At 61.7% G+C, this 25,596-nt stretch carries 22 protein-coding genes and 1 pseudogene; 10 read left to right on the top strand and 13 right to left on the bottom strand.

What is annotated here, in order from left to right:
- Positions 1-73: 73 nt before the first annotated feature.
- Positions 74-1,825 carry an arginine--tRNA ligase gene (argS, locus tag VNS12_RS01015; protein ID WP_325485974.1) on the bottom strand — a complete coding sequence of 584 codons (1,752 nt, stop codon included), beginning with the start codon at positions 1,823-1,825 and terminating at the stop codon, positions 74-76.
- Positions 1,826-1,865: 40 nt separating this feature from the next.
- Positions 1,866-3,065, bottom strand: a pseudogene (locus VNS12_RS01010) (deoxyguanosinetriphosphate triphosphohydrolase); the annotation flags it as partial.
- A 70-nt stretch (positions 3,066-3,135) separates the two neighbouring features.
- Here VNS12_RS01010 and VNS12_RS01005 point away from each other — a divergent pair.
- Complete coding sequence (locus VNS12_RS01005; RefSeq protein ID WP_325485973.1) at positions 3,136-3,486, top strand: HesB/IscA family protein; 351 nt, start codon at positions 3,136-3,138, stop codon at positions 3,484-3,486.
- A 53-nt stretch (positions 3,487-3,539) separates the two neighbouring features.
- Positions 3,540-4,343 (top strand): exodeoxyribonuclease III, encoded by an 804-nt coding sequence (gene xth, locus VNS12_RS01000; protein WP_325485972.1) that lies wholly within the window; start codon positions 3,540-3,542, stop codon positions 4,341-4,343.
- Between the two features lie 21 nt (positions 4,344-4,364).
- Here the strand turns inward: xth and VNS12_RS00995 are convergent, their stop codons facing one another.
- The 9 genes from VNS12_RS00995 to VNS12_RS00955 form a co-directional block, all read right to left on the bottom strand.
- Positions 4,365-5,171 (bottom strand): tetratricopeptide repeat protein, encoded by an 807-nt coding sequence (locus tag VNS12_RS00995; protein ID WP_325485971.1) that lies wholly within the window; start codon positions 5,169-5,171, stop codon positions 4,365-4,367.
- 572 nt (positions 5,172-5,743) lie between these two features.
- A complete protein-coding gene (locus VNS12_RS00990; RefSeq protein WP_325485970.1) occupies positions 5,744-8,560 on the bottom strand; it encodes a valine--tRNA ligase in 2,817 nt (938 codons plus the stop codon).
- Between the two features lie 148 nt (positions 8,561-8,708).
- Entirely contained in the window at positions 8,709-9,422 is a 714-nt protein-coding gene (locus tag VNS12_RS00985) for a DUF2497 domain-containing protein (RefSeq protein WP_325485969.1), read from the bottom strand.
- A 257-nt stretch (positions 9,423-9,679) separates the two neighbouring features.
- A complete protein-coding gene (locus VNS12_RS00980; RefSeq protein ID WP_325485968.1) occupies positions 9,680-11,008 on the bottom strand; it encodes a TolC family outer membrane protein in 1,329 nt (442 codons plus the stop codon).
- Between the two features lie 234 nt (positions 11,009-11,242).
- Complete coding sequence (locus tag VNS12_RS00975) at positions 11,243-11,941, bottom strand: protein-L-isoaspartate O-methyltransferase family protein (protein WP_325485967.1); 699 nt, start codon at positions 11,939-11,941, stop codon at positions 11,243-11,245.
- Between the two features lie 28 nt (positions 11,942-11,969).
- Positions 11,970-13,565, bottom strand: coding sequence for an ABC transporter ATP-binding protein (locus tag VNS12_RS00970; protein WP_325485966.1), 1,596 nt, complete (start codon positions 13,563-13,565; stop codon positions 11,970-11,972).
- Positions 13,562-14,413, bottom strand: a complete 852-nt coding sequence (locus tag VNS12_RS00965; RefSeq protein ID WP_414693035.1) for an ABC transporter permease — start codon at positions 14,411-14,413, stop codon at positions 13,562-13,564. Before VNS12_RS00965 ends, VNS12_RS00970 begins: the two co-directional genes overlap by 4 nt.
- Positions 14,410-15,357, bottom strand: a complete 948-nt coding sequence (locus tag VNS12_RS00960) for an ABC transporter permease (RefSeq protein WP_325485965.1) — start codon at positions 15,355-15,357, stop codon at positions 14,410-14,412. The genes VNS12_RS00965 and VNS12_RS00960 overlap by 4 nt, the downstream gene beginning before the upstream one ends.
- Positions 15,358-15,382: 25 nt before the next feature.
- Complete coding sequence (locus tag VNS12_RS00955) at positions 15,383-16,861, bottom strand: ABC transporter substrate-binding protein (protein WP_325485964.1); 1,479 nt, start codon at positions 16,859-16,861, stop codon at positions 15,383-15,385.
- Positions 16,862-17,083: 222 nt separating this feature from the next.
- Between VNS12_RS00955 and VNS12_RS00950 the strand changes: the two genes are divergently transcribed.
- From VNS12_RS00950 to VNS12_RS00935, 4 genes are all read left to right on the top strand, one after another.
- Entirely contained in the window at positions 17,084-17,314 is a 231-nt protein-coding gene (locus tag VNS12_RS00950) for a hypothetical protein (protein WP_325485963.1), read from the top strand.
- Between the two features lie 85 nt (positions 17,315-17,399).
- Positions 17,400-17,732 carry an I78 family peptidase inhibitor gene (locus VNS12_RS00945; protein WP_325485962.1) on the top strand — a complete coding sequence of 111 codons (333 nt, stop codon included), beginning with the start codon at positions 17,400-17,402 and terminating at the stop codon, positions 17,730-17,732.
- A 177-nt stretch (positions 17,733-17,909) separates the two neighbouring features.
- The gene (locus VNS12_RS00940; RefSeq protein ID WP_325485961.1) at positions 17,910-19,172 is read left to right on the top strand and encodes a HupA family protein; all 1,263 of its coding nucleotides are present in this window, start codon (positions 17,910-17,912) and stop codon (positions 19,170-19,172) included.
- Positions 19,169-20,503, top strand: a complete 1,335-nt coding sequence (locus VNS12_RS00935) for a DUF2860 family protein (protein ID WP_325485960.1) — start codon at positions 19,169-19,171, stop codon at positions 20,501-20,503. The genes VNS12_RS00940 and VNS12_RS00935 overlap by 4 nt, the downstream gene beginning before the upstream one ends.
- Before the next feature lie 9 nt (positions 20,504-20,512).
- Here VNS12_RS00935 and VNS12_RS00930 read toward each other — a convergent pair whose 3' ends face one another.
- Positions 20,513-21,088: a TetR/AcrR family transcriptional regulator gene (locus tag VNS12_RS00930; RefSeq protein ID WP_325485959.1), complete on the bottom strand. Its 576-nt coding sequence runs from the start codon at positions 21,086-21,088 to the stop codon at positions 20,513-20,515.
- Positions 21,089-21,187: 99 nt separating this feature from the next.
- Between VNS12_RS00930 and VNS12_RS00925 the strand changes: the two genes are divergently transcribed.
- The 4 genes from VNS12_RS00925 (at position 21,188) to VNS12_RS00910 (ending at position 24,827) form a co-directional block, all read left to right on the top strand.
- Entirely contained in the window at positions 21,188-22,177 is a 990-nt protein-coding gene (locus tag VNS12_RS00925) for an HlyD family secretion protein (protein WP_325485958.1), read from the top strand.
- Positions 22,164-23,363, top strand: a complete 1,200-nt coding sequence (locus VNS12_RS00920) for an ABC transporter permease (RefSeq protein WP_325485957.1) — start codon at positions 22,164-22,166, stop codon at positions 23,361-23,363. Before VNS12_RS00925 ends, VNS12_RS00920 begins: the two co-directional genes overlap by 14 nt.
- Positions 23,360-24,532, top strand: coding sequence for an ABC transporter permease (locus VNS12_RS00915; protein WP_325485956.1), 1,173 nt, complete (start codon positions 23,360-23,362; stop codon positions 24,530-24,532). Before VNS12_RS00920 ends, VNS12_RS00915 begins: the two co-directional genes overlap by 4 nt.
- 73 nt (positions 24,533-24,605) lie before the next feature.
- Complete coding sequence (locus VNS12_RS00910) at positions 24,606-24,827, top strand: hypothetical protein (RefSeq protein ID WP_325485955.1); 222 nt, start codon at positions 24,606-24,608, stop codon at positions 24,825-24,827.
- Positions 24,828-25,139: 312 nt separating this feature from the next.
- Here the strand turns inward: VNS12_RS00910 and VNS12_RS00905 are convergent, their stop codons facing one another.
- Positions 25,140-25,586 carry a pseudoazurin gene (locus VNS12_RS00905; RefSeq protein ID WP_325485954.1) on the bottom strand — a complete coding sequence of 149 codons (447 nt, stop codon included), beginning with the start codon at positions 25,584-25,586 and terminating at the stop codon, positions 25,140-25,142.
- Positions 25,587-25,596: the final 10 nt, after the last annotated feature.

Genomic DNA, 25,596 nt, shown 5'->3' with positions numbered 1-25,596 from the left:
CGATATTTTTTGGCTTAGACTTGCCCTTTTGTGCGAATTTGTGCCCGCACTTGTTCACAGCAATGCGCCGTAATTATGAAAGCTCTTCCGGCGCGGAAACGCCCAACAGCTCAAGACCATTGCGCAAAACCCGCCTGACGCCATCCACAAGCGCGAGTCGGGCCAGCGTCAGTGTCGGGTCAGCCTGGTTAACAAAGCGTAAGGCCGGATCGTCCTTGCCCTTGCCCCAGAAACCATGAAACTGCGCTGCCAGATCATGCAGATAGAACGCGATCCGGTGCGGTTCGTGCGCCCGCGCCGCAGCGGTGATCTGGCGCGGCCATGACCCGAGCATGCGGATAAGTTCGATCTCGTCGGGCGTCGAAAGCCGGTCGAGGGACGCGGTCTTGAGCGCCGCTTCCGACAAATCTGCATCGGGCAGATCGCGCGCGGCGTTGCGGAACACGGAGTAGGCCCGGGCGTGGGCATACTGGACGTAGAACACCGGGTTATCCCGGGTCTGTTCCTTGACCAGCGCAAAGTCGAAATCGAGCGGCGCGTCATTGCGGCGGAACAGCAGCATGAAGCGGGTCGCATCGACGCCAACTTCATCCACAACATCAGCAAGCGTCACCAAGTCACCGGAGCGCTTACTCATTTTCACCGGCTCGCCGTTACGCAGCAGTTTGACCAGCTGGCAGAAGCGAACGTCGGCCACGGCCTTGCCACCGGAAACGGCCTTTACCGCCGCCTCGATGCGCTTGGCATAGCCGGAATGGTCGGCACCCAGCACGTCGATCAGCGTGGTGAAGCCGCGTAGAACCTTGTTGCGGTGATAGGCGATATCAGCGGCGAAATAGGTGTAGCTGCCATCGGATTTGACCAGCGGACGATCCACATCGTCCCCGAACTGAGAGGCGCGGAACAGCGTCTGCTCGCGGTCTTCCCAATCCTCGGGGGTCTTGCCCTTTGGCGGCTCCAGCCGGCCTTCATAGACCAACCCTTCCTGGCGCAGCCATGCCAGCGTCTGTTCGATTTCGCCATCCGGCCCGTGCAGGGTCTTTTCAGAAAAGAACACCTCGTGCTCGATGTTGAGCTTTTTGAGGTCCTCGCGGATCAGTTCCATCATCGCCGCGAGCGCGTGCTGCTTGACCGGAGCGAGCCAGACGGATTCCGGCTTGTCGAGAAGGCTGTTGCCGAATTCTGCGACCAGCGCCTCGCCGACCGAAACCAGATAATCCCCCGGATAATACCCGGCGGGAATGTCGATGGTTTCGCCCAGCGCTTCGCGGTAGCGCAGATAGGCCGACCGGGCGAGAGTATCGACCTGGGACCCGGCGTCGTTGATGTAATATTCGCGGGTGACGTCATAACCGGCATAGGCCAGCAGCGACGCCAGCGCATCGCCATAGACCGCCCCGCGCGTATGGCCCACATGCATGGGGCCGGTGGGGTTGGCCGAAACATATTCGACGTTGACCTTTTCCCCGTGGCCTACATCGACGCGGCCGAAATTCGTGCCCTGTTCGGCAATCGTCGCCAGAACCTTGTGCCACACGCCGGGGTTGAGCCGCAGATTGAGAAAGCCCGGCCCGGCGATATCGACCGAGGCCACATCGGGATCATCGGCAAAGTGGCTGGCCAGCGCGGTTGCAATCTCGCGCGGGTTCTTGCCCAGCGGCTTGGCGACCACCATGGCAGCGTTGGTCGAAAGGTCTCCGTGCGACGCGTCCCGGGGCGGCTCGACCACCACGCGGGCCATCACTTCACGATTGTCGGCCAGTTCGGGGAAACTCGCGGTCAGCGCATCGGCGACGCGCCCTTCAAACAGGGCAAACACATCCATCGGAAAACCTGTCAATCAAACGGGGAACAGGCGTGCGGGGTTAGCGGAATTCCGGCCTTTCGTCAAACAGTCGCGCATATTCGTCGAGCGCGAAAGGATCGGTCATGCCCGCCACGAAATCGCTGACAATCCGCGCCCTGCCCGCCTCGTCGCTGGCGTTGCGGTACGACATGCCCCAATGACCGGGCAGATCACCGCCCGCCAGATAGGCATCGAACAGCCGCCCAACCACCTCTTCGCTGCGCTTGACCGGCGCCATTACGCTCGGGTGTCGATAAACACGCTCGAACAGGAATTGCTTGAGCGCCTTTTCTGCCTCGGCCATCTCTGGCGAAAACCCGACCAGCGCGCGCCCGGCCTGCCGCACTGCATCGGGACTGGCGGGCGCTGCGGCAGCGATACGGCCGGTGCTCTCGGCGATGACATTTTCAATCGAACGGGTGATCAGCCGCCGCTGCACTTCATGGATTTGCCGCCCGCGCTCCAGCCCCGGCCACAGCGCGATGACCTCCCTTGCGATCGGTCCGACCAGCGGGATTTCGGCAAGATCATCGATGGAGATCAGGCCCGCCCGCGCCGCGTCGTCGATATCGTGGGAATTGTAAGCAATGTCATCGGCAATGGCGGCGACCTGGGCTTCGAGGCTGGCATAGGTCTCAGGCATCAGGTCGGTGCTGGCGGGAATTTCGGCCAGCGCTGAACCGACCTCCTGCCCCCAATGGGACACACCTTGTGTGCCACCCACGACGGGTCCGTTGTGCTTGAGAATGCCTTCGAGCGTTTCCCAGGTGAGGTTCAGCCCATCATGGCTCGCATAGCGGTTTTCCAGCAGCGTCACCACGCGCAGGGCCTGGATATTGTGATCGAACCCGCCCCACGCCTTCATCTTTTCGGCCAGAACGCGCTCGCCTGCATGGCCGAAGGGGGTGTGCCCCAGATCATGGGCCAGCGCCACGGCCTCGGCGAGGTCCTCATCAAGACGCAACGCGCGGGCGATCGAGCGCGCGATCTGGCTCATTTCCAGCGTATGGGTGAGCCGGGTGCGGAAATGATGGCCTTCATGATGCAAAAATACCTGGGTCTTGTGCTGAAGCCGCCGGAACGCCGTCGAATGAATGATGCGGTCGCGATCGCGCTGGAATTCACTGCGAGTCGGGCTTTCCGAGGGTTGCTGAATGCGCCCGCGCGTCCTCGAAGGGTCGGCTGCATAGGCTGGCCGCTGATCACTCATGTGGGAGAGCCCCTTTTCATCGGCGTCTTACGATATTATGTTCAGCCATGATCTTATGTCTCGAACAACTGGCAGCGTCATGACCGACACCCCCGTAGCATCAAACACCGTCGTTTTGACAGAGCGCGCCGCAAAGCGGATCAACCGTATTGTCGCCAAGGAAGAACCGGGCACGGTTCTGCGCATCACCGTTGCCGGCGGTGGCTGCTCCGGCTTTCAGTACGAATACAATCTGGTGAACGAAGCTCCTGCCGATGATGACGTGGTGCTGACCCGTGATGGCGCCACCGTCTATGTCGATTCCATGAGCCTTGAATTCATGGGCGGCGCTGAAATCGACTTTGTGGACGACCTGATCGGCCAGTCGTTCCAGATCCGCAACCCCAATGTGGTGGCCTCCTGCGGCTGCGGGACCAGCTTTGCGGTTTGATCCCCACGCCCCGGCCCGCTAATCTCGCCCCTCTATTAATTTAAGGGCAGACCATGCGAATCGCGACCTGGAACATCAACGGCATCAATGCGCGCCTGCACGCGGTTCTGACCTGGCTCGACGAGACCAAGCCCGATATCGTCGGGCTGCAGGAAATCAAATGCATGGACGAGAAGTTTCCGCGCGCCGAGTTCGAGGCGCGGGGCTATAACGTCGAAACCCACGGCCAGAAGGGGTTTAACGGCGTCGCGCTGCTGTCCAAGCTGCCGTTCGACGAGGTCCATCGCGGGCTGCCGGGAGACGATGACGATCCGCAGGCACGGCTGATCGAAGGTGTGTTCTCCACCGAGGACGGCGGCGTGGTGCGAGTGTGCAACATCTACCTGCCCAACGGAAACCCGGTCGATAGCGACAAATTCCCCTATAAGCTTGGTTGGATGGACCGGCTGCACAGCTTTGTCGAAGAACGCCTCGCCTATGAGGAGCCGTTCATCGTCATGGGCGACTTCAACCTGATTCCCACCGGCCATGATTGCCACGACCCGGCGGCGTGGTGGGGCGATGCGCTGTTCCGCCCCGAAAGCCTCGATAAATGGCGGCGTCTGGTCAATCTGGGCCTCACCGACGCGGTGCGCGCCACGACCAGCGATCAGGCTTTTACCTATTGGGATTTTCAGGCTGGGGCATGGCGGCGCAATGCGGGCATCCGCATCGACCATCTGCTGCTCTCGCCGCAGGCCGCCGACCGGCTGAATGGGGTGACCATTCACAAGGACACACGCGGCTGGGACAAGCCATCCGATCACGTGCCGGTCGAGGGTGATTTCGCGCTGGTGGGGTTCTCCAAGGCGGCGTAACCGGACGCCGCCCGGCTTGATCTAAAACTGCGCGAACTGCGCGCCGATGGAATCAGCGGCTTGCAGCGCCGCATCGGCCTGCACAGGCTCCGCCGCCGCCATGGCCGCATCGGTCAGATCGCGAATCCAGCCCTCATCAGAGGTGCCCAGCGCGGCCCGATAGGCAATATTGAGCCACATCAGCCCTTCGACAGGCTGCGCCTCGATGCCTTCCCCATGCACGAGCATATCGCCCAGACGCGCCTGCGCGCCGGGATGGCCCTTGCGGGCAGCGAGAGTCAGCCAGCGCGCGCCCAGCAACGGATTGAGTTCCTGCGCCTCGGGATCGAGATAGAGCATGCCGAGACGGTATTGCGCATCGGCATCGCCAAAATAGGTGGCCGCATAGATGATCATCCGCTGGCCTTCGACATTATTCTCCGGGATGCCCGCATTGGGCAGGCCCGAGAGATAATAGTCACCGATCTTGAGGAAGGACTGGGCGACGATATCGGCATCGAGGGAATTGGGCAGCGCCTCGGCATTCTCATTGGCGATACGCGAAAAATACTGGAACGCCTTGGCCGGGTCCTTTTCCACGCCAGAGCCGGTCTCATACATGATTCCGAGCTGCCACAAGGCGATGGGCTCGCCGGTGGAGGCCGCGCCTTCAAGGGCGGAAACCAGATTATCCGAGCTCAACTCGACGGCATTTGCGCCATCGAGCATCTGCGCCAACTCCTGAGCCGCGTCCAGCGCACCCTGCGCATGGGCCGGCATCGGGTTGGCCGCCAACAAAGCTGAACAGGCCGCAGCAAGAGCGAGCGCCGCACTCCGTACCATGGGCATCACACACCTTCTCACGCTCCGGCCAGGCCGCGCGAAACTATGCGCATGTGCAAAAAGGCCGGAATACTCTACCGTCTGGCGAGCAGAATGAGAATCTGCCGCCACCCTGTTGTTCATTCTATTGTTTTTTATTATTTCGGCTCGCTGGCCCCGCTCTGTGGCGAGGTTGCTCTGCGGTCCGTGTCGCCCTGTCCGGTCCGCTTTACGCGCACCCTTCGGCGAATAGGAAAAACCGTAGCGGTTCATTGTGTCCGCAATAAAGCGCGACCGAGGCGGGAGTACGGGCAGCACGAATCGTGGCCCAAAAGCCCCTCTGTTGCTGCACTGAACACCGTTGACCGCCATCTTCCCCTTCCGCCCGATGCGGTTACGCATCGGATCACGCGGCAGGACTGGCTCTCCGGAGCCAGGCACTTGCGCACCTGGTTCCGGAACCGCCCACCGTCGACCGTTGTCCGGTCGGTTTAGGGTAAGATTGTGACGCCGGGCGTTAGCAAAGGGTGACCGCAGCGTGCGCGGTCACGACTCTGCGAGCTCTGTCGCATAAATATCACAAGGCGCGACACCCACGGTCACCGCAAGGTTTCAAGCGCCAGGGCCAGCTTGTCCCGGCGGGCCCTCGCTTCAGCAAGACGCTCCTGCTGTTCGGCGATGATCTCTTGCGGGGCCTTGGACAGGAACTGCTCATTGCCGAGCTTTTTCTCCAGTCCACCGATCTCCCCGTCGAGCTTTTTGACGTCCTTGGACAGACGCTGGCGCTCTGCACCGATATCGATCAGGTCGGCCAGCGGCAGGGCCCAACTGGCCTCGCCGACGACGAACTGGGCGGAATTGCCCGGCACGGCGGTCGCGGTATCGATGGTGGACACCCGGGCCAGCCGCTCGATGGCGGGGCGATGCGCCCCAATCCTCGCGACGGTCCCCTCGCCCGCACCGATCACCACCAGCGGCACCTTGGCGCCGGCGGGCACGTTCATTTCGGTCCGCACCGAGCGAATGGCCGAAATCACCGAAATCAGCCAATCGATCTCTGCCGAGGCTTCGGGATATGACACCGCATCGAGTTCCGGCCACTCCGACAGCATCAGGAACCGGGTGCGGGCCGGACCGCGCTTGCCGGTTTCTTCCCACAACTCTTCGGTGACGAACGGCATGAACGGATGCAGGATCGCCAGGATCTGATCGAGCGCCCAGGCCGCGGTTGCCCGCGTTTCGGCCTTGGCGGCAAGATCGTCGCCGGACAGGATCGGCTTGGCCAGTTCCACGAACCAGTCGCAGAACGTGCCCCACACGAAATCATAGGCGTGGTTGGCAGCTTCGTTGAACTTGTAATCCACGATCGCCTGCTGCACGTCTTTTGCCGCCGTGGCCGTCGCCGTTGCAATCCAGCGGTTGAGCGAATTGGACACAGCCTTGGGATCGAACCCCTCAACCCGCACGCATTCGTTCATCTCCAGAAAACGCGCCGCGTTCCAGAGCTTGGTGACGAAGTTGCGATAGCCCTCGACCCGCGAGGTCGCCAGCTTGAGATCGCGACCCTGTGCAGCCATCGCGGCCAGCGTGAAGCGCGTGGCGTCGGCGCCATAGGCATCCACCAGTTCGAGCGGGTCGATGACGTTGCCCTTCGACTTCGACATCTTCTGGCCCTTCTCGTCCCGGACCAGCGCGTGCACATAGACGGTTTCGAACGGCTCCTGGCCGGTGAATTCGAGCCCCAGCATCATCATCCGGGCCACCCAGAAAAAGATGATGTCAAACCCGGTGACCAGCGTTGCTGTCGGGTAATAGGTCTTGAATTCCTCGGTCTGCTGCGGCCAGCCCATGGTCGAGAACGGCCACAGCCCCGATGAGAACCACGTGTCGAGCACGTCTTCATCGCGGGTCAACTCGACCGCGTGACCATAATGGGCATCGGCGGCCTTTTGCGCGCCGTCCGCGTCGTGATCGACAAACACCTTGCCATCCGGACCGTACCAGGCCGGAATCTGGTGTCCCCACCAGAGCTGGCGCGAAATACACCAGGGCTGAATGTTCTCCATCCAGGCGAAATAAGTGTTTTCCCAGCTCTTGGGCACGAATTTGGTCCGCCCCTCGCGCACCGACGCGATTGCCGGCTTGGCCAGCACATCGGCCTTCACAAACCACTGGTCGGTCAGGAACGGCTCGATCACGACCTTGGAGCGATCGCCAAACGGCTGCATGATCTTTTTGTCTTCGACCTGGATCATCAGGCCTTCGCCATCGATATCGGCGACGATGCGCTCGCGCGCCTCATACCGATCGAGTCCGCGATACTCATCGGGCACGACGTTGATGTCGCCGGTGATGGAATCGTTGAACTCCATCGTGCCTTCCGCAATCGCCTGGGCAAGCTTGGCCTGCTCGGCATAGGGCGCACCATCGGCGCGCATGCGGGCCTTGGTGTCGAGCAGCGAATACATCGGGATGTTGCCACGGCGGGCGACTTCATAGTCGTTGAAATCGTGCGCGCCGGTAATTTTCACCGCGCCCGAGCCGAAGTCCGGATCGGGGTATTCGTCGGTGATGATCGGGATCAGCCGGCGATGCTCCTTGGGGCCAACCGGGATTTCACACATCTTGCCGACGATGGGGGCGTAACGCTCGTCATCGGGATGCACCGCGACAGCACCATCGCCCAGCATGGTTTCCGGACGCGTCGTGGCGATCGAGATATAGTCGCGCTCTTCCTCGACGATGACGTTCCCGTCTTCGTCCTTTTCGATGTAGGTGTAAGTTTCGCCACCGGCCAACGGGTACTTGAAGTGCCACATGTGCCCGTTGACTTCGACATTTTCGACCTCAAGGTCGGAAATCGCCGTCTCGAAATGCGGGTCCCAGTTCACCAGGCGCTTGGCGCGATAGATCAGGTCTTTGCGATAAAGGTCGACAAAGACATGCAAAACCGCTTCTGACAGTCCTTCGTCCATGGTGAAGCGCTCGCGCGACCAGTCGCACGATGCACCAAGGCGCTTGAGCTGGTTGAGAATGGTGCCGCCGCTTTCGGCTTTCCACTCCCACACCTTTTCGAGGAATTTTTCGCGACCGATTTCGCGGCGCGTCGGCTCCTGCCGCTCCATCATCTGCCGCTCGACAACCATTTGGGTGGCGATACCCGCGTGGTCCATGCCCGGCTGCCACAGAACGTTCTTGCCGCGCATACGCTCGAAGCGCACCAGCACGTCCTGAATGGTGTTGTTGAGCGCGTGGCCGATATGGAGCGATCCGGTCACGTTCGGGGGCGGGATCACCACCGAATAGCTTTCCGCGCCGGGCTTGCTGCCTGCCCCGGCCTTGAAGGCCCCGGCCTTTTCCCAGGCCTCGTAAATGCGCCCCTCAACCGAAGACGGTTCGTAGGTCTTGTCGATCATCTGTGCCGATACCTGTCAATTGATGTGCCGGACGCCAAACGCCCGGCCCGCTGCGCGAACACGCTGCCAGAATTGCCTGACCCGCCCTTTTCCAAGGCGGGTCACGAAAGTCGTTCGGATATGTGTAAAGCCAAGCCCGGAGGTGGTGTCAACCGCCGCGCGAAACCCGCTCGATTTCCTGCGCCACGATCCGCTCTACCATGGATGGCAGGTTTTCCTCCAGCCAGTCCTTGAGCATGGGCCGCAGCATCTCCCGGATCATGCCCTCGATGGTCAGCGCGGTGTCGCCCAAAGCGATGTCATGCGCGGCTTTGGGCATGTTGAGCCGACCCAGCGTATCGCGCAGGGCCGCCGTGGTGGCGGGCTCAAGCAGTTCCTCGGCGAGGTCGCTGCTCAGATCGGGATCGGGCATCGGGGCGGCCTGGGCCAGGCTGGCGGCCTTTGGGGCGGGCTGTGCTGCCCACTGCGGCTGGGACACGGGCTGGGACACGGCTTGGGGCTCCTCGTCACGGTCCTCTTCGAACGCTACCGCATCAGCAAGGACCGGATCGCTGACCGCGACTTCCGCAAGCGGTGCTGGCATTTCGCTCTCGGGCGCGACAGTCTCCAGTACCGGTTCGGGGTCCGGTTCCGGGGCGACGATCTGTTCGGGCGACAGCGCCAGCGGCACCATGACCTCGTCGTCTTCATCGCTGAACGGGTCGATGTTGTCCGGGGCGGCGACGGCGGCAGGAGCGGGTTCGGGCACGGGCGCAACAGGAACTGGCCGGGGGGCAACCGCCTTGACGGTGGGCATCTTGTGCGCCGCCGCCTCGTCGTCATCGGCGATGATCTGCCGGATCGACGAAAGGATTTCGTCCATTGTCGGTTCTTTGGATGCCGGCTGGTTCATGTCTGCCCCGCTCTAAACTTCTTCAGACCGGGCGAAGACTGCTGCCGATCTGAAGATACACGTGTCAAAAACTCACGATGGCCACTTCGGCCGATCGGTACTGGGCGGCGGTGGCGCGTGGCCACCGATTCGCTTTACGATACCTTAACGTGAGACCTTTGCGGCCGGAAAGAGCGTCTCCGGCCCGGTTTGGCGATAATCCACGGAAAAGCGGCCGATGCCGTATTCTACCGTAGGTTGCCCCAGGCATCGGTTTGCGCCGGAGCCACAACCGGAACCACGACCTCGCCTTCCGCCGTGCGCGGCTGCACCGGCAGGCCGAGCTCCTGAGCGCTGAGACTGCCCATTGCCGCAATCAGAGAATAGGCCGCAATGGTCCTCTGGGACTGTGCGGTAATCAACCCCTCTTCGACAGTGGCAACAGAAGCCCGCGCGTCGAGAACGTCAAGGGTAGTGGCCTGCCCCAATTCGTTCTGGTCGATGACAGCCTGCAGCGCCAGACGGCTGGCGGCAACGGCAGCGGTCGCCGATTCGATCTGGGCGGTCATCGCCTCGATCCCCGACCAGGCCTGCTGCACGGCTTCAACGATTTGATCGCGATTGGACAGGCCTTCGAGCTGGCTCTGAATCTGTCCGATATTGGCGCTTTCAATGGCCGGATCGCGCTTGGGCGTATAGATCGGGATGGAAAGACGCAGGCTCACGCTCGCTTCCGTCCCGACCGCGCCGCCAGTAAAGCCGGATGCACCGACCTGGCCAGTCAGCGACAGGTTCGGTCCAAAGCTCGAAACCGTTTCATCGTAGCTGTGCTGAGCAGCCCGAATCTGAGCAGCGGAGGCCAGCAAAGCCGGATGGTCCGTGGTTGCCCGCGATAACGCTGCTGCAAGCGAGGATGGCAGCAGGCTGGAATAATTATACCCGCCCGACAGATTGCCGGGGGCATGGCCCACCCAGCGCTGATAATTGGCTTCGCTGGTACGCAGATTGTTGATGGCTGCCTGATAGGAGGCCGATGATTGTGCCAGCCGGGCGTCGGCCTGCGAAACGTCGAGACGGGTCCCCTCGCCCAGCTCCAGCCGGTCACGGGCCGAGCGCACCTGCGCTTCGACGAACCCGATGCTTTCGCGGCGGATTTCGACAATCCGGCGGTTGGTGACCACATTCACATAGGCCTGCACCACCGAAAGCAGGACGTTCTGCTCGGTATTCTTGGAACCATAAACGGCGGCGTCATAGGTCGCCTCAGCGGCCTGTATCGCAGCGCTGGACGCATTGTTATTGAAAAGCGTCTGATCGTACTGAAGCCCGATGCTGTCGTTGAAGCCCCCGCGCGTCGGTACGTTTGACCATGTATGCCCGACGCTCGCAGCCGCTCCAATGGTCGGCAACAACGCGCCTTCCGCCGCGCGGACACCCTGGCGGGCCGCTCTCACCGACAGAAAAGACGAAGCAATTTGAGGGTTGTTCTCATAGGCATAGGTCATGGCCGATGTCAGGCTTTCCGCCTGCACCGCCGTCGCCGCCAAACCCAACAGCGCAACAGCGCCAAATCTCAACACGCAAACTCTAAACATTATACATCGCCTCCAGCGCGGCCTCAACCTATGGTGGGGCCGCCGGGCTTTCAACGCCAATCAGGATATTATCCAAATTTTAATGTTTGACACCCTGCTGTCGTTGTGAGTCGGCAACAGTTTTCGCGCTGAGAGTCATTTCAGACACATGGCAAGCGTCAGCGCCACCTCGTTCCGAAGTGCCGCGTGACCCGCGATCAGATGAGTCTGAAAATCCTAAAAAACGAAGGCCGGCGCGGGCGCGAAACTGCCGAGGACCGGCAGGCTGGCGTTAAACGACGTGACTGCCGCGACGTCGTTGCCGGACCGGATATAGCGATGCGCCACCGCCGCGTTACCCGCACCGATCACCGCCACCAGCTTGCCACCATCGCGCAACTGGTCGAACAACGCGGGTGGAACCGCGTCCACCGCACCTTCGAGGATGATGACATCGAACGGCGCTTCGCGCGCCACGCCTTCTTCGATGGGACCAGCGACCACCGCCGCATTGCCGATATCGAGTTCGGTGAGCAGTTCATTGGCCTTGCCAGCCAGGCTCGCGTCGCTCTCAACGGCCACAACGGCATTGGCGAGCAGGGACAGCACCGCAGTCGAATAGCCGGTGCCGCAAGCGATATCGAGCACCACGTCCTGACTGGTGATGTCGGCCAGTTGCACCAGCCGGGCAAAATCGGCCGGTTTGGGCATCGCGCGGGCGGGAGACAGCTCGATCTGCGTTTCGCTATAGGCGAAAGGCACCTGATGCCGGGGCACGAAATGTTCGCGAGGAACCCGGTTCATGGCATCGAGAATGCGCCAGTCGGTGATATCGCTGGTGCGCAGCTGATTGTCGACCATCGTTCGACGCAGGCGTGAATAATCCACCATGTCCTCAATTGCCCTTGGGTTCGAGCCGGTCCGTGCCCGGTCCATAGCGCCGCCCGTCCGGCGACGCAAGCGCTTAGCCAGCCGTGCCGGGCAAACGCGGGGCCGCCGCCACCAGCGTTTTCGTATAGGGATGCTGGGGGCTGTCGAGCACGTCCGCGGTCGGCCCGCTTTCGACGATCTTGCCCACACGCATCACCAGCACCCGGTCGGTGATGGCGCGGACCACGTTGAGATCATGAGAGATGAAGAGATAGGCGACAGAGGCGCGCCCGGAAATCTCGGCGAGCAGATCGAGGATCTGCGCGCGGATCGACACATCGAGCGCCGAAACGGCTTCGTCGAGCACGATCAGCGCCGGTTCGACGATCAGGGCGCGGGCAATGGCGATGCGCTGCCGCTGACCGCCGGAAAATTCGTGGATATAGCGATCCGCCGAACCCGGATCGATGCCAACCGCCTCCAGCGCCTGCGCCACCCTCGCCTGCAATTCCGCCCCGCGCGGCGCGTCAGGGCCCAGCAGGTGCAGCGGCTCGGCGACCAGCCGGGACACCCTGTGGCGGGGGTCGAACGATCCGTAAGGGTCCTGAAACACCATCTGCATGTCGCGCAGCCGCTCACGGGCGGCGCGTCCGGCGGCGCGTACCGGCTGGCCGGAAAATTCGATTGCCCCGGAGGTCAGCGGATCGAGGCCCACAATAGCGCGGGCCAGAGTTGACTTCCCGCTGCCGCTTTCGCCGACAAGGCCGACGCTTTCGCCCGCGGAAATCGCAAGACTCACCCCGTCCAGCGCGCGGAGGGTCTTGCGTGCCCCCAGAATGGGGGTGCGCCCCACCCCATATTCCCTGACCGCCGCCTCGACCCGCAGCAGGGGCTTTTGGCTTTCGCCATGCCGCTCCCGGTGCGGCGCATGCTGGCTGGCGGCGAGCAATTGCCGGGTATAGGCATGGCTGGGCGCGCCGATCACCCTTGCCACCGGCCCACTCTCGACAATCCTGCCGTCCCGCATCACCGCCACCGTATCGGCCATTTGCGCCACCACCGCGAGGTCGTGGGTGATCAGCATCAGCGCCATGCCATCTTCGCGCACCAGGTTTTGCAGCAGGTCGAGAATCTGGGCCTGGATGGTGACATCGAGCGCCGTGGTCGGCTCGTCGGCGATCAGCAGTTTGGGCCGCAGCGCAATTGCCATGGCGATGCCGACCCGCTGGCGTTGCCCCCCAGACAGCTCATGGGGATAGCGGGTGGGCGCAATGTGCTCCGGCGGCAGCCCGACCCGCTCCAGCGTGGTCCGGGCCAGCGCGCGAGCCTCCTGTCGCCCCAGCTTGCGGTGCACGCGAACCGTTTCCGCCACCTGATCGCCTATCGTCATCAGGGGGTTGAGCGCGGTCATCGGTTCTTGAAAGATCATCCCGATCTCGTCGCCGCGCACCGCGTTCATCTCGCGCTCGCTCGCCGCCACCAGATCGCGGCCCGCAAACGCGACGCCGCCTGAGCGCCGGGCACCCGCAGGCAGCAGGCCGGTGATCGAGAGTGCGGTGAGCGATTTTCCCGAGCCTGACTCCCCGACCAGACCGAGGATTTCCCCGGCAGCGATCTGCAGCGTTATGTCAGAGAGGATTGGTATATCGCCAATCACAAGGCCCAGCCTGTCCAGCGCCAGCAAACTCATGCTCGCGCCCCCCGCAGACGCGGATCGAACAGATCGCGCAATCCGTCACCGAACAGGTTCAGCCCCAGTACGGCAAAAACGATGGCAAGACCGGGCACCAGCGCTACATGCGGGGCCAGTGCGATCATCGTCTGCGCCTCGGCCAGCATACGCCCCCAGCTGGGCAGCGGCGGCTGCGCCCCAAGCCCGACATAGGCCAGCCCGGCCTCAGCCAGAATACCCAGCGAAAACTGGATAGTGCCCTGCACGATCAGCATATTGGTGATGTTGGGCAGGATATGCTCAAGCGAAATCAGCACCCTGCCCTTCCCCGCCAGCCGCGCCGCCATGATGAATTCGCGCTGCCAGATCGAAAGCGCCGCCCCACGGGTCAGCCGCGCAAACACCGGGATGTTGAAAATACCGATGGCGATAATCGCGTTGACCGCACCGGGACCGAACACAGCGGTAATCAGAATGGCGATGATTAGCGCGGGAAAGGCGAACACCAGATCATTGCCGCGCATGACGATATCGTCGAGCACCGACCCCGAGCGGGCAGCTGCCAGCAAGCCCAGCGGCACGCCGATCACCATACCCATCCCCACCGCGATCAGCGCAACGGCAATCGAGGTGCGCGCGCCAACAAGGATCATCGAAAACATGTCGCGACCGAAATGGTCGGTGCCCAGCCAATGCTCTCCGCCGGGTGGCAGGAGGCGCGAGCCGACCGAAAGTTGTGTGACATCGAACGGCGTCCACACCAAGGACAGCAGCGCCATGATGACAAAAGCTCCGCTTAGCCCGGCGCCTGCGACAAGGCTGGGCGTCAACCGGCGCTTCCGGCTGTTTTTGATCGCATGGCTCATGTCCGCCCCCGGCGCAGGCGCGGATCGATGGCCGCATAGCCCAGATCGACAAGGAAGGTGACCAGCACCACCGCGAAGACGAGGATCATCACCACCGAGCGGACAACGATCAGATCGCGCGCCGTGATCGCCTGAAAGGCGAGCCGTCCGAGGCCTGGCAGGTAAAAGACATTCTCGATGATGATCCCCCCGGCCAGCAGAAAGGAAAACTGCAGGCCCATGATGGTCAGCACCGGGATCAGCGCATTGCGCAAGGCATGATGCCACAAGGCCTGCCTTCGGCTCAGCCCCTTGGCGCGGGCCGTGCGCACATAATCTTCATCGAGCGTGTCGAGCAGGCTCGACCGCATCACGCGGGCAAGGATCGCTGCCTGCGGCAAGGCGAGTGCCACCGCCGGCAGAGTCAACGCAGCAATCGCTGCGCCGGGATCGTCCCACCCGGGAAACCCGCCCGAGGAAAACCAGCGCAGCGTGACCGAGAACAGCAGCACCAGCAGCATGGCGAACCAGAAATTGGGAAGCGCGATGCCGATCTGGGCAAGGCCCATCGCCGCGGTATCGACCGGACCGTTGCGCTTGATCGCCGCGAGCACGCCAACCGGGATGCCGACGAGAACCGCCAGCGCCAGCGCATAGATCGCCAGCGGCAACGACACCAGCAGCCGATCCGCAATCAGACCGGCCACCGGCACCCGATAGGTATAGCTGATGCCGAAATCGCCCTGCAGCATTCCCGTCACCCACTGCCAGAAGCGCAATAGCACGGGCGCATCGAGCCCCAATTGCTCCCGCAGCGCGGCCAGTGCTTCCGGCGCAACGTTGAGCCCGAGCATGAACGCCGCCGGATCGCCGGGAAGGACTTCGAGCGTAAAGAAAATGACGACGCTGGCGGCCATCAATGTGGCCACCAGCGTGAAAGCGCGCCGCAGAACGAAGCTCAGCACGGTGCCGTCCTGCTCCCCGAGCCGATCAACGGGCCCAGTACACCTTGGTCAGGTCGGTCGCCTGCGTGGGCGCATTGAGCCACAGCCCTTCGAGTTCGACCCGCTCCACGCCTGCCTTGGCAAGCTGGAAGATATAGGCGTTGACGTAGTTTTCCGAGATGTTGCGTTGCAAATCCCCCAGCAATGCGTTGCGCGCGTCCGTGTCGCTGGTGCGATTGAGTTCGTCCCACAATTTTTGGAACTCAGGCGCGCCATAGCCGAAATAATAGTCCTCGCGGCCATAGATTTCGATATCCATCGGCTCTGTATGGGCAATCACCGTCAGATCGAAATCGCCATTGCCGAACACCTGTTCGAGCCACTGGGCCCATTCGATGTTCACGATATCGGTTTCGATGCCCACCGCGCGTAATTGCGCCGCAATGATCTCGCCACCGCGCCGCGCATAGACCGGCGGCGGCAGCGCCAGCGACAGGCGCAGATTGCTGACCCCGGCCTCCGCCAGCAGGTCGCGCGACAGCTCTGGATCATAGGCCGACAGAGCCGTCAGATCGACATAGGCCGGATGATGCGGCGCGAAGTGGGTCCCGATCGGCGTACCGTATCCGAACATCGCCCCGTCGATCACGTCCTGCCGGTTGATGGCATGGGCAATGGCTTCGCGAACAAGGATGTTGTCCAGAGGCTCGCGATGGTTGTTCATGGCGAGGATGACTTCGCCTTCGGTGGTGCCAACCACCACCTTGAAGCGCGGATCGGCTTCAAGGATCGAAAGAGTCTCCGGGGCCGGGAACACGGGAAACGCATCAACGTCCTCGGCCATCATGGCAGCAAAGGCGGCGGTGGGGTCGGCGATAAAGCGGAACGTGGCCCGGTCGAGCAGCGCCGGCTCGCCCCAATAGTCCTCGTAGCGCGCGAGTGTCACGCTGTCGCCCTGCCGCCAGCTTACGAAACGGAACGGGCCGGTGCCGATCGGATTGGTGGCATTGGTGTCGGCGCTGTCGGGCGCCACGATCACCGCATCGCCCCAGGCCATGTTGAACGGGAAATTGCCGTTGGGCTGGTCGAGGGTCACCACCACGGTCAGGGGATCGACCGCTTCGACGGCTTCGATATCGGCGAACAGGAACTTCTGGGCATTGATCGAATCTTCGGCCCGGGCGCGATCGAGGGAGAACACCACATCGTCAGCCGTCATCGCGCTGCCATCGTGGAACGTCACCCCATCGGCCAGATGGAAGGTATAGACGAGCCCGTCCTCGGAGATGTCCCAGGTGCGGGCCAGCCCCGGCAGGATATCGCCATCCGGGCCGAAGCGGGTCAGTCCTTCGAACAGATTCGAATAGACCACCTCGTCGATTGCCGCCGCCGCATGCGATGTCGGGTCGAGATGGGGCGGTTCCAGAACGAGGCCGACGACGATGTCGGTGCGCTGGGCCAGCGTCGGCGTTGCCGCCAGCGCAGCCAAAACCGCAAGAGCCGCCACACGAATAATCTGGCGCATGAACTTTTCCTCCCAGCCTGCAGGATCAGCGATTTTTCCAGGCAATTTGCCTTTGCTGGCACGGCCCTATCCCATTTCAGCCTGCCATGGAACGGTCAAAAGGTCTGAAAGCCGGTGGCCCGCACATATGAAAATGTGGAACACGGGACGAGCGCCGAACATTGTCCTTGCATTCACCATGCTTATATTGGCAACGATTGAGTAACGATCACGGGGGTTTTGATGGCCCACAAACAAGATTCGGTTCTGATCCGGCAGCGGCCGCGGCGCATACACGCCGCGATATCGGCTCCCGAACCTGAGTGGCGCGAGAACCTGCGCGATTTCGGACTGATGCTATCGGGCATATATCAGGACCTGCGCGGCGACGCCCGGGAGGGCTATTCCTACTATTTCCGCCGGGCCCGGGATGGCCGGCGCAAGCGCGGCGCGCGCGCCCGACACCTTCCATGACCCAAAAGGCCGGGATCGTTTCCCGGCCTTTTTTCGTTGTCAGGGTACGCGCTGGGATTTGTTCCTCGCACCGGACACAGGAGTTATGATGTTCATCTATCCAAAAAAACTGGCGCTGGCTGCGGTCTCGCTTTCGGCAACCCTCGCTCTGGCCGCCTGTTCGAGTTCGATCACCCCGCCCGATACGTCCCTCCCCCCGCCTCTCGATTGCGGCGCCGGGGCCTTGATGAACAAGATCGGCCAGCCCGTCACCGGCAGCACCGCGCAGGATGTCCGGGTCGGCGGATCGCCTATCGCCACGTCCGGCACTGTGCGGGTGATCGCGCCGGGCCAGCCCGTTACACAGGATTACCGGCCCGACCGCCTCAATCTTGAAGTCAGTGATATCGGCAACCTCGTCAGGCCCACCTGCGGCTAATTCATAACCCAGCGATACGGGCTGCTGCGATGCCGCCCGTATCGCCGGCTGGAATATAGTCCAATACCTAAAGAGAGCGCTTACCATTCCTCCGTGCTTTAATGGAGCAATTGGTCTTGAATTTCCTTTGAAGAGCAGTCAAACCTAACGCACATTTAGAGTGGGCGGCTCCTCATCATGAAATTACTTCGCAACGCGCTGTTTCTTTGCACAGCCTGTGTCAGCACACAGGCTCACGGAACCAACTTCTTTGTCGCGGTAGATCCAGCCACCGGTCAATACACAATTTCAGTTGCAGCCGGAGAAGCTCAGAACCCACCGTCTCCAAACGCCGCCTCCCAACGTGCCCAGGCGCTGGCCGAAATGGGATTCTTTCCTGCCGCTGGCCAAGAGCCCGTTTTCGCGCCGGAACTGTTGGCAGCCATTATATCTGAGATGACGGGCTCAATCGGAGGTCCGAGCTTTGCGGATGTCGACACCGAATCATGGGCGTTGCCTCCAGCGGCCATGGCGAATTTGCGCAATATAATCGACGAGATGGCTGGAGCCGCTACACCAATAGTGACTGAAGCAGCACTGCGCGCGCTGCTGGGCCTGCCCCCTTCTCCTGACGCTGGTGGTGAAGCGACTGCCTCCGATGGCCCGCACAATAGCGCGCAAACGCACCAGCAGCGAGAAGAGCAGTTGCGCGATTTGATCACTGAGCAACAAGCAGCCAGCCGTGCCGCGCAGCAGCAAGCTGAAGAGCAAGCGCGGTTACGACTCGAAGCGATGCAGCGCGCAAGGCAGGCAGCGGAACTGGCTGCCCGCCAGGCAGCCGAGACGGCGCGCCAACAGGCGGCGTTGCAGGCCGCTGAGCGCGCCAGACAACTCCAGGAAGCCCTTCGACAGCAGACGGCTGCACTCGAACGGTCACGGGCCGAGGCCGAAGCCGCCCGCAGGCAGGCGCTTCAAAACGAGTATATTGCGCGCCTTCTAGATGAGCGTGAGAAAGATCGTTTCGCGCGCTTTCCCTATTACTCTGCGGGTGAGTCCATTGCCTATGCCAACGCCGTTGGTGTGAGAGCAGGGCTGTATAGCGGCATTGCTCGCGGCAAAGATTTCGGCGGAAATGACATTACCGGAACCGTTGATTTAAACTTGAATCTTGACGAAGACCCTATGTTTTCAGGGCAGTTTAATTTTGGAAATGTCGGCACCCTCAACGTCGGAGGCTATTATGGCAACCCGGACTACGTAGCCGAATATTTCGATATGTATCTGGAATCAGAGTCATTTTTTGACGGCGTCGAATTTGATAGCGACGACGACGCGAACTTTGGGGGAAAAGGCTACTTCTTCGGCCCAAATGGGCAGGAAATCGGGGGAGACTGGTTTATTGAACACGAGGTAGCAGGCGATGCTGGCGGCGAGTTCGCTGCTGCGCGGACAAACCCATGAAGTCCTTTATCGTTTCCCTGGCGCTGGCCGCAGGTGCAGCAAGCGCCCCGACAATCGCATTAGGCCAGCAGTCTGTCCCGGCCGCTGAGACTCCCGATCTTCTGACCATCAGGCTGGCAGCAGAACTTCTTGCCGCAGGACAGGCCATCGAATCATGCATGGTGCTCGATATCGCAGCGGGGCCCGAAACCGAATATGTACCTGCGCTGATGCTTTATGGCGATTGCCATCTGGAACAAGGCAAGGTGGGCGAGGCGGCGGAATATTTCAACCGCGCTTTGGTTCTCGAACCCGACAGCGAAATCCTGAGCGCTCGAATTGAGGAAATCGCCAATATCGAGGCGTTTCTGTTCGCTCCCGAACCGATAACCGTGCCGCAGGTCCCGGTGATTGTCGCGGTGGTCCCCGAACAGGAAATCGAAAGCCCGGTACAGGAAACCTATGCTCCGCGCTTTGGGGGCTCGGTTTCGCTAACGCGGGGCTTCGACAGCAATGTCAACAACGGGACTTATCATTCCGTTGTCGACGCCGTGATCGGAGGCGTCACAATTCCACTGACCATGTCTCCTGAATCGAGGGCGCGCGCCACCGCCTTCACCCGCCTCGCCGCCGAATATGGTGTGTTGCAGCAGTTCACCAATGACAGCGCCGGGCGGATCAACCTGCGCATCGATGCTGCGCTTCACGATCAATGGTCGGATGATCACGACAAGGCAGGCATCGCCCTTTCGGGCCGCTATATCCTGCTCGGTGAAGACTGGAGCCTGAGCCTTGGCCCAGACCTGCTCTACACCCTCGCCGCAAATGGCTCACACTCTGTGACCGCTGGCCTGGCAATATCGGGTGGAACGGCTCTGGATGAACGCTTTGATATCGTTGGCAGTGCCGATTTGCGGTTCGAGACCTTTCCCCATGATACGAACAAGGATGCGCTAAAGGGTTCGACCCAGCTTGGCCTTGTCTATGATCTTGGCAATGACTGGACACTGGGCGCCGCTGTTCTGGGGCACTTTACCGAAAAATCTGCCGCCATGCACAGTTTCAAGGGCATCGGCGCCCGCCTCTCGCTGGACGGCCCCTTGACCGAGACTCTGTCTCTGGCGGCGAGCTATTCGGTCACCCGGGATTTCTATGCCGCCAGCCCTATTGCTTTCCCGCAGGATCGAATCGATGTCGGGCACGATTTCAGCATCGGGCTCGATTTCGACGTTCTCGACGTGGATGGGCTGAATCTGTTTGCTCGCTACAATTACCAGCGCACGGATTCCACCGTCGCGGTCTATGATACTGACCGGCATGTGGTCTCGACCGGCTTGCGGCTTTCGTTCTGATCGACCCGATCAGATCAAAGCCCGGATAAACGCGCCAATCAGGGTGTCGGTGTCACCATCGCCGGCACCGTCGCCTTGCATGGCAAAGCCGGACCATAATGCAGAAAATCCAAGGGCCATCATCGTTGAGGGCAGCTTGAGTTCGATCCCGCGTTCGGCACGAAGAGTATCGATCGCCCGCGAGATCAGATCATGCTGCGCAGCGCGCATCCGATTGTAAGTCCCGCCAAATTCAGGGTCCCGCAGGGCATGGAGCTGGAATTCCAGCATCACCAGCATCCCTGCCTTGTCCTGCTGCATCGATTTCAGCCAGTCTTCAAGACGCTCAACGACGGATTCGAGGGAACCATCACTGGTCAAAATCGCTTCCATCTTGCCCATCCGGCTGCTCATACGCTGTTCCAGCACCGCTTCGAACAAGTCGTTGGCGGTGGAAAAGTTCGAATAGAACGCCCCCTGCGTATAACCTGCCCGTTTTGTGATGCGGCGCAACGAAGCGCCGGAAATTCCGCTCTCAGCGATTTCGGCGGTTGCCGAGTCGATAAGCGCCTCACGCGTTGCTCGCCTTCTTTGTGCATGCCTCATGGTATGTGTCTTTAAACTCCGGCCTGGCCACTATGTATATCACTTGACATCAAGATATCAAGCGACATACGTTCAAGCCACAGCAAGGATATAATCACCATGAAGTCCAGAATCGCCCTTATCGTCGTTGTCGTTGCCCTCGCCGGCGTTGCAGCTGTGTCCATATGGGCCTCTCTCGCTCCTGCCACAGTGTTGGTTCAGGGCGAGGTCGAGGCCACACGGGTCGACATTGCGCCGCGCGCGTCGGGTCAGGTTGCCTCCATTCATGTCAATGAGGGCGAGCGGGTAGAAGCCGGTACAGTGCTGGTCGAACTCGACAGCCCCCAGCTCATGGCAGGTCTGGCCTCTGCCGAGGCGGCAGCACGGGTTGCAGAAGCTGACCGCGACCGGATCAACAGCACTCGCCCGGAAGTCATCGAAGCGCGCCAGGCGGAACTGGCCAAGGCCGAAGCCGATCTGGAACTGGCCCAGCAAACCTATGACCGTCTCGCCGCCCTGACCGAGCGCTCCGTTGCGTCCCAGCAGCAGCTGGAAAGCGCTGAAAACTCTCTCGCCGCCGCCCAGGCCGGGGTTACCGCATCACGGGCCAACCTGACCCTCGCCGAGAATGGTGCGAGCCCGCAGGAGCGCGCCGTTGCCGAAGCCCAGGTTCAGCAGGCACAAGCCTCTCTCAACCAGATTCGCACCGATGTAGGCGAGTTGACGGTTTCCGCGCCGATCTCCGGCGAGGTTGTGAGCCGCGTCGCAGAAGTTGGCGCGCTCGCCGGTGCCGGTGCCCCGCTCCTGTCGATCATCGATCTCGATGACGTCTGGCTGACCTTCAACCTGCGCGAAGATTTTCTGAGCGGCCTTGAGGTTGGTGATACATTGCTGGTCGATATCCCGGCGATCGGCGCAACCGATGTTGCAGTCGACGTTACATCGATCAGCGCCCTTGGGTCTTATGCCAACTGGCGGGCTACCCGCGCCACCGGCGATTTCGATCTGCGCACCTTCCAGATCCGCGCCCGTCCCGCCGCGCCCCTCGCCGGGCTTCGTCCGGGCATGAGCGCTGTCATCGACTGGACGGCAGCTCATGCAGGCCGCTGATCAAACTCTCAAGACCGGATGGCTGCTGGTCGCGCGGCGCGAAGTGCGCCGCATAGCCCGCCGTCCCGCGTTGTGGTTTTTCGTTCTGGTCTTTCCGATCCTGATCTTTCTGATGCTTGCATCGATATTCAGGGTCGGAGTGCCGACTGATCTGCCGGTCGCGGTGGTCGACCTCGATCGCAGCGCCCTCTCGCGCCAGATCGTACAGGCGGTGGACGCCATGCCGGAAGTTTCCGTGGCCCAGCGTCCGCTCGAACTCGCCGAGGCGCGCCAGCTGCTGCTCAGCGGCAAGGCCTATGGTGTTGTGCTCATTCCGGCCGAACTTGAGCGCGATGTACGCGCCCGGCGCAGTCCCGAAGTGGTGGTGTTCTACAACAACCAGTTCATGACCCCCGGCAGCACAGTGGCCCGTGGAGTACAAACGGCGCTGGCCAATGTGAGCGCGAGCATCGGTGTGTCCATGCGCGTCGGCCAGGGCGAGACGGTCCATCAGGCGATGGAAGCGGCCAATCCCATTCCCGTGCAGCAAAGCCCCCTGTTCAATCCCACCCTCGATTATGTCCATTTTCTTCTGGCGGCGCTGATGCCAGCCGTGCTGCAAATATTCATCTGCGCGGCAACTGCTTATGCTGTGGCACTGGAAAGGCAAAAGCCCGGCGGGCTGTGGATCATGTTACGCCTGGGGGGCGGCATGGTCCCGGCGATGCTCGGCAAACTCCTGCCCTACACGGCGATTTTCGCGGCGGTACTGGCCGCCGGAGATGCGTTGCTGTTCTATGTCTATGGAACCCCGTTCAACGGCAGCATGCCGCTCTATCTGGCAGGCGGCCTGTTGTTCATCCTCGCCTATCAGATGATTGGCGTTGTCATCGGGCTGGCAGCCCCCACGGTTCCTATGGCGCTGGGCGCAGCCGGGATTCTCACGGCCCCCGCCTTGGGTTTCATCGGCATCAGCTTCCCCCGTCTGGCGATGGGGGGCTTCGCCACGCTGTGGAGCGCGCTCCTGCCACTCACCTGGTATACGGACCTGCGAGTTGACCAGATGTTGCGCGGGGCCCCGCTCGATATCTCGCTGTCTGCCCTTGGTGCGCTTGGATGGGCGGCTTTGATTACCGTAGCGCTGGCCGCTGTCATGCTGTTTGTGCGCAGACCCCGCCAACGCATCCTTGAGGAGAGAGCGGCATGAAAACCTGGCTTACAGCCTTCGCAGATGCCTTCTCGTCCATCTTCAAGGACCCCGCCGCGTTCTCGGTCATGGTGATAGGTATCATTCTTTATGGCGTTCTCTATCCCCAGCCCTATCTGGGGGAAGTCGTGCGGGAAGTGCCCATCGTGGTGGTCGATCAGGACAATTCCGTTACCTCCCGCGAACTCCTGCGCCGGATCGATAGCTATGACACGGTCATGATTGCTGGCTCAGTGCCTGACATGGTCGCTGCTACCCGCGCGTTGCAGGACCGGCAGGCCTTTGCAATTGCCGTCATTCCCGAATTCTTCGAGCGCGACCTCCTTGCGGGGCGCACCGCTCCGATCGCCGCCTATGGCGACGCCAGCTATTTCCTGTTGTACAATTCAACGATGACGGCGATCACCTCGGCTGCCCGGCAGATGGGCGCAGAGATCAGCGCCGGGCGTCTGATTGCACAAGGCAATGGCGCCATGGCCGCTGCCAGCGTTCAGCCGATGACAATCAGTGCCGTCCCCCTGTTCAATCCGCAGGGCGGTTATGCCAGCTACGTCGTACCGGCTTCGGTGGTGTTGATTTTGCAGCAGACCCTGCTGATCGGCGTCGCTCTGCTCAATACGGGTGGTGCAGCTTCCAATCGCGGCCCCCGGCCGTTCATCACGCTCAGCGCCCGGATTGCAGCCTATAGTGTGCTCTACAGCGTGTGGATGCTCGCCTATCTGGTGCTGCTGCCGCTGATTCTGGGGGTGCCACGCATTGGCGGCTTGCTGGACCTGTTTGCGCTTGGCATTCCCTTCATTCTGTCGACGATCTTTCTGGGGCTTTTGCTGTCCATGGCCCTGCCCGTACGCGAATGGGCGATTCTCGCCATGATGGCCATCGGCATGCCACTGTTCTTTCTCTCCGGCGTGGCCTGGCCCATGGAGATGTTGCCCGAATGGGTGCAGACCATAGCGCTTGCCGCCCCCAGCACCTCAGCCATTCCCGGCATGGTCCGCATCAATCAGATGGGGGCTACGGTGCAGGAGGTCATTCCTCAAATTGGAATGCTGTGGCTGCTGACGGCAGCGTATGGCGCTGCCGTTCTCGTCGCGATGGGGTTTACCGCCAACCGTGCCGGCACCCCCTCTCCAATCCCGTCTTCCACCACTGTAACAAACCAGCCGTGACGTCCTGAATTGGCGCGTGGATGAGCGATCTGGGCTCTGGACGCCATGATGGCAATCGGTGTATGGGATTCGCATGACTGACATTGCCCAAAACACACAGAAGCCAGACAATGCCCTTGGCGTACCGTTTCCCGGTCGCGGGCTGTCTATCATCATGCTGGTCGCCACGCTCGCGGCGGTCATCTGGATCGGCCTCAAGGCCAGCGACGCAGGGTATCCCCTCGGCGCGGTGCTCCTGCCGGCCCTGGTTGGAGTCTGCCTGGGCGCAGCCCTGGTGTTCGTCCTGCGGCGCTGAAACACTTCATCAGACGTAAGGCTAGAGCGTTTCTAGAAAAAGTGGACACCACTTTTGCGGTTCGGACCCGGAGGGCCGCGCAAGCGAAATGCTCTGGTCTATAATCACCCAGTTTCGCGGCCCCGTTTGCCTTTATGGCAACGGGCCCTTTTCCATTGTCCTGCCGGTGCCCGCAATCAGGCGGCGGCGGGTGGAAAACCCTGTGGACGATTGCAGGGATATTCTGTGCGTAACCGCGCGCTGACCGCGCAAAAAACAACCAGCCGCCGGGGATGTCCGGCGGCCGGCTGGTGATTGGGGCCCGGTTGGGGATTACTGTGCTTCAACCTGTGCAAAAAGCGCGTTGATGCGATCCTGCGCGCCCTCTGGAACCTCGACGGCCTTGGCCGCTTCGAGATTGACCGGGTCGCCCACGACGATCATGGCCACCATGCCCATCATGTAATGGGGCTCGCACTCGATGCCATACAGGCCCGGCACGTCGAAGGTGATGGTCACTTCCTCGCTCATCGGGCTGGCAAAGGCCTCGGCGCCGTCGGGCAGCATGCCCTCGATGGTCGCCGCATTGTGGTAGGCATCGGTAGGCACGAAGGTCACCGTATCGCCCGGCTCGATCTTGAGGAAAGCGGGCTCGAACACCATGAACTCGCCATCGCTGCCCTGGTCGAGCATTTCGATCCGGTGATCGGCGGCAAAGGCGGCGGGGAGCGTGAAAGCGACAAGAGCCAAGGCAGTCGCGACAGATTTCAACACGTGCATGTCAATCTCC

Source organism: Pelagibacterium sp., assembly GCF_035555455.1.
GTDB lineage: Bacteria > Pseudomonadota > Alphaproteobacteria > Rhizobiales > Devosiaceae > Pelagibacterium.
This window is presented reverse-complemented; position numbering and strand designations above follow the sequence as displayed.

Coding starts and splice junctions, on each gene's coding strand:
- argS (WP_325485974.1), bottom strand. CDS start 1,825: ATGGATGTGTTTGCCCTGTTTGAAGGGCGCGTCGCCGATGCGCTGACC.
- VNS12_RS01005 (WP_325485973.1), top strand. CDS start 3,136: ATGACCGACACCCCCGTAGCATCAAACACCGTCGTTTTGACAGAGCGC.
- xth (WP_325485972.1), top strand. CDS start 3,540: ATGCGAATCGCGACCTGGAACATCAACGGCATCAATGCGCGCCTGCAC.
- VNS12_RS00995 (WP_325485971.1), bottom strand. CDS start 5,171: ATGCCCATGGTACGGAGTGCGGCGCTCGCTCTTGCTGCGGCCTGTTCA.
- VNS12_RS00990 (WP_325485970.1), bottom strand. CDS start 8,560: ATGATCGACAAGACCTACGAACCGTCTTCGGTTGAGGGGCGCATTTAC.
- VNS12_RS00985 (WP_325485969.1), bottom strand. CDS start 9,422: ATGGACGAAATCCTTTCGTCGATCCGGCAGATCATCGCCGATGACGAC.
- VNS12_RS00975 (WP_325485967.1), bottom strand. CDS start 11,941: ATGGACCGGGCACGGACCGGCTCGAACCCAAGGGCAATTGAGGACATG.
- VNS12_RS00970 (WP_325485966.1), bottom strand. CDS start 13,565: ATGAGTTTGCTGGCGCTGGACAGGCTGGGCCTTGTGATTGGCGATATA.
- VNS12_RS00965 (WP_414693035.1), bottom strand. CDS start 14,413: ATGAGCCATGCGATCAAAAACAGCCGGAAGCGCCGGTTGACGCCCAGC.
- VNS12_RS00955 (WP_325485964.1), bottom strand. CDS start 16,861: ATGCGCCAGATTATTCGTGTGGCGGCTCTTGCGGTTTTGGCTGCGCTG.
- VNS12_RS00950 (WP_325485963.1), top strand. CDS start 17,084: ATGGCCCACAAACAAGATTCGGTTCTGATCCGGCAGCGGCCGCGGCGC.
- VNS12_RS00945 (WP_325485962.1), top strand. CDS start 17,400: ATGATGTTCATCTATCCAAAAAAACTGGCGCTGGCTGCGGTCTCGCTT.
- VNS12_RS00940 (WP_325485961.1), top strand. CDS start 17,910: ATGAAATTACTTCGCAACGCGCTGTTTCTTTGCACAGCCTGTGTCAGC.
- VNS12_RS00935 (WP_325485960.1), top strand. CDS start 19,169: ATGAAGTCCTTTATCGTTTCCCTGGCGCTGGCCGCAGGTGCAGCAAGC.
- VNS12_RS00930 (WP_325485959.1), bottom strand. CDS start 21,088: ATGAGGCATGCACAAAGAAGGCGAGCAACGCGTGAGGCGCTTATCGAC.
- VNS12_RS00925 (WP_325485958.1), top strand. CDS start 21,188: ATGAAGTCCAGAATCGCCCTTATCGTCGTTGTCGTTGCCCTCGCCGGC.
- VNS12_RS00920 (WP_325485957.1), top strand. CDS start 22,164: ATGCAGGCCGCTGATCAAACTCTCAAGACCGGATGGCTGCTGGTCGCG.
- VNS12_RS00915 (WP_325485956.1), top strand. CDS start 23,360: ATGAAAACCTGGCTTACAGCCTTCGCAGATGCCTTCTCGTCCATCTTC.
- VNS12_RS00910 (WP_325485955.1), top strand. CDS start 24,606: ATGACTGACATTGCCCAAAACACACAGAAGCCAGACAATGCCCTTGGC.
- VNS12_RS00905 (WP_325485954.1), bottom strand. CDS start 25,586: ATGCACGTGTTGAAATCTGTCGCGACTGCCTTGGCTCTTGTCGCTTTC.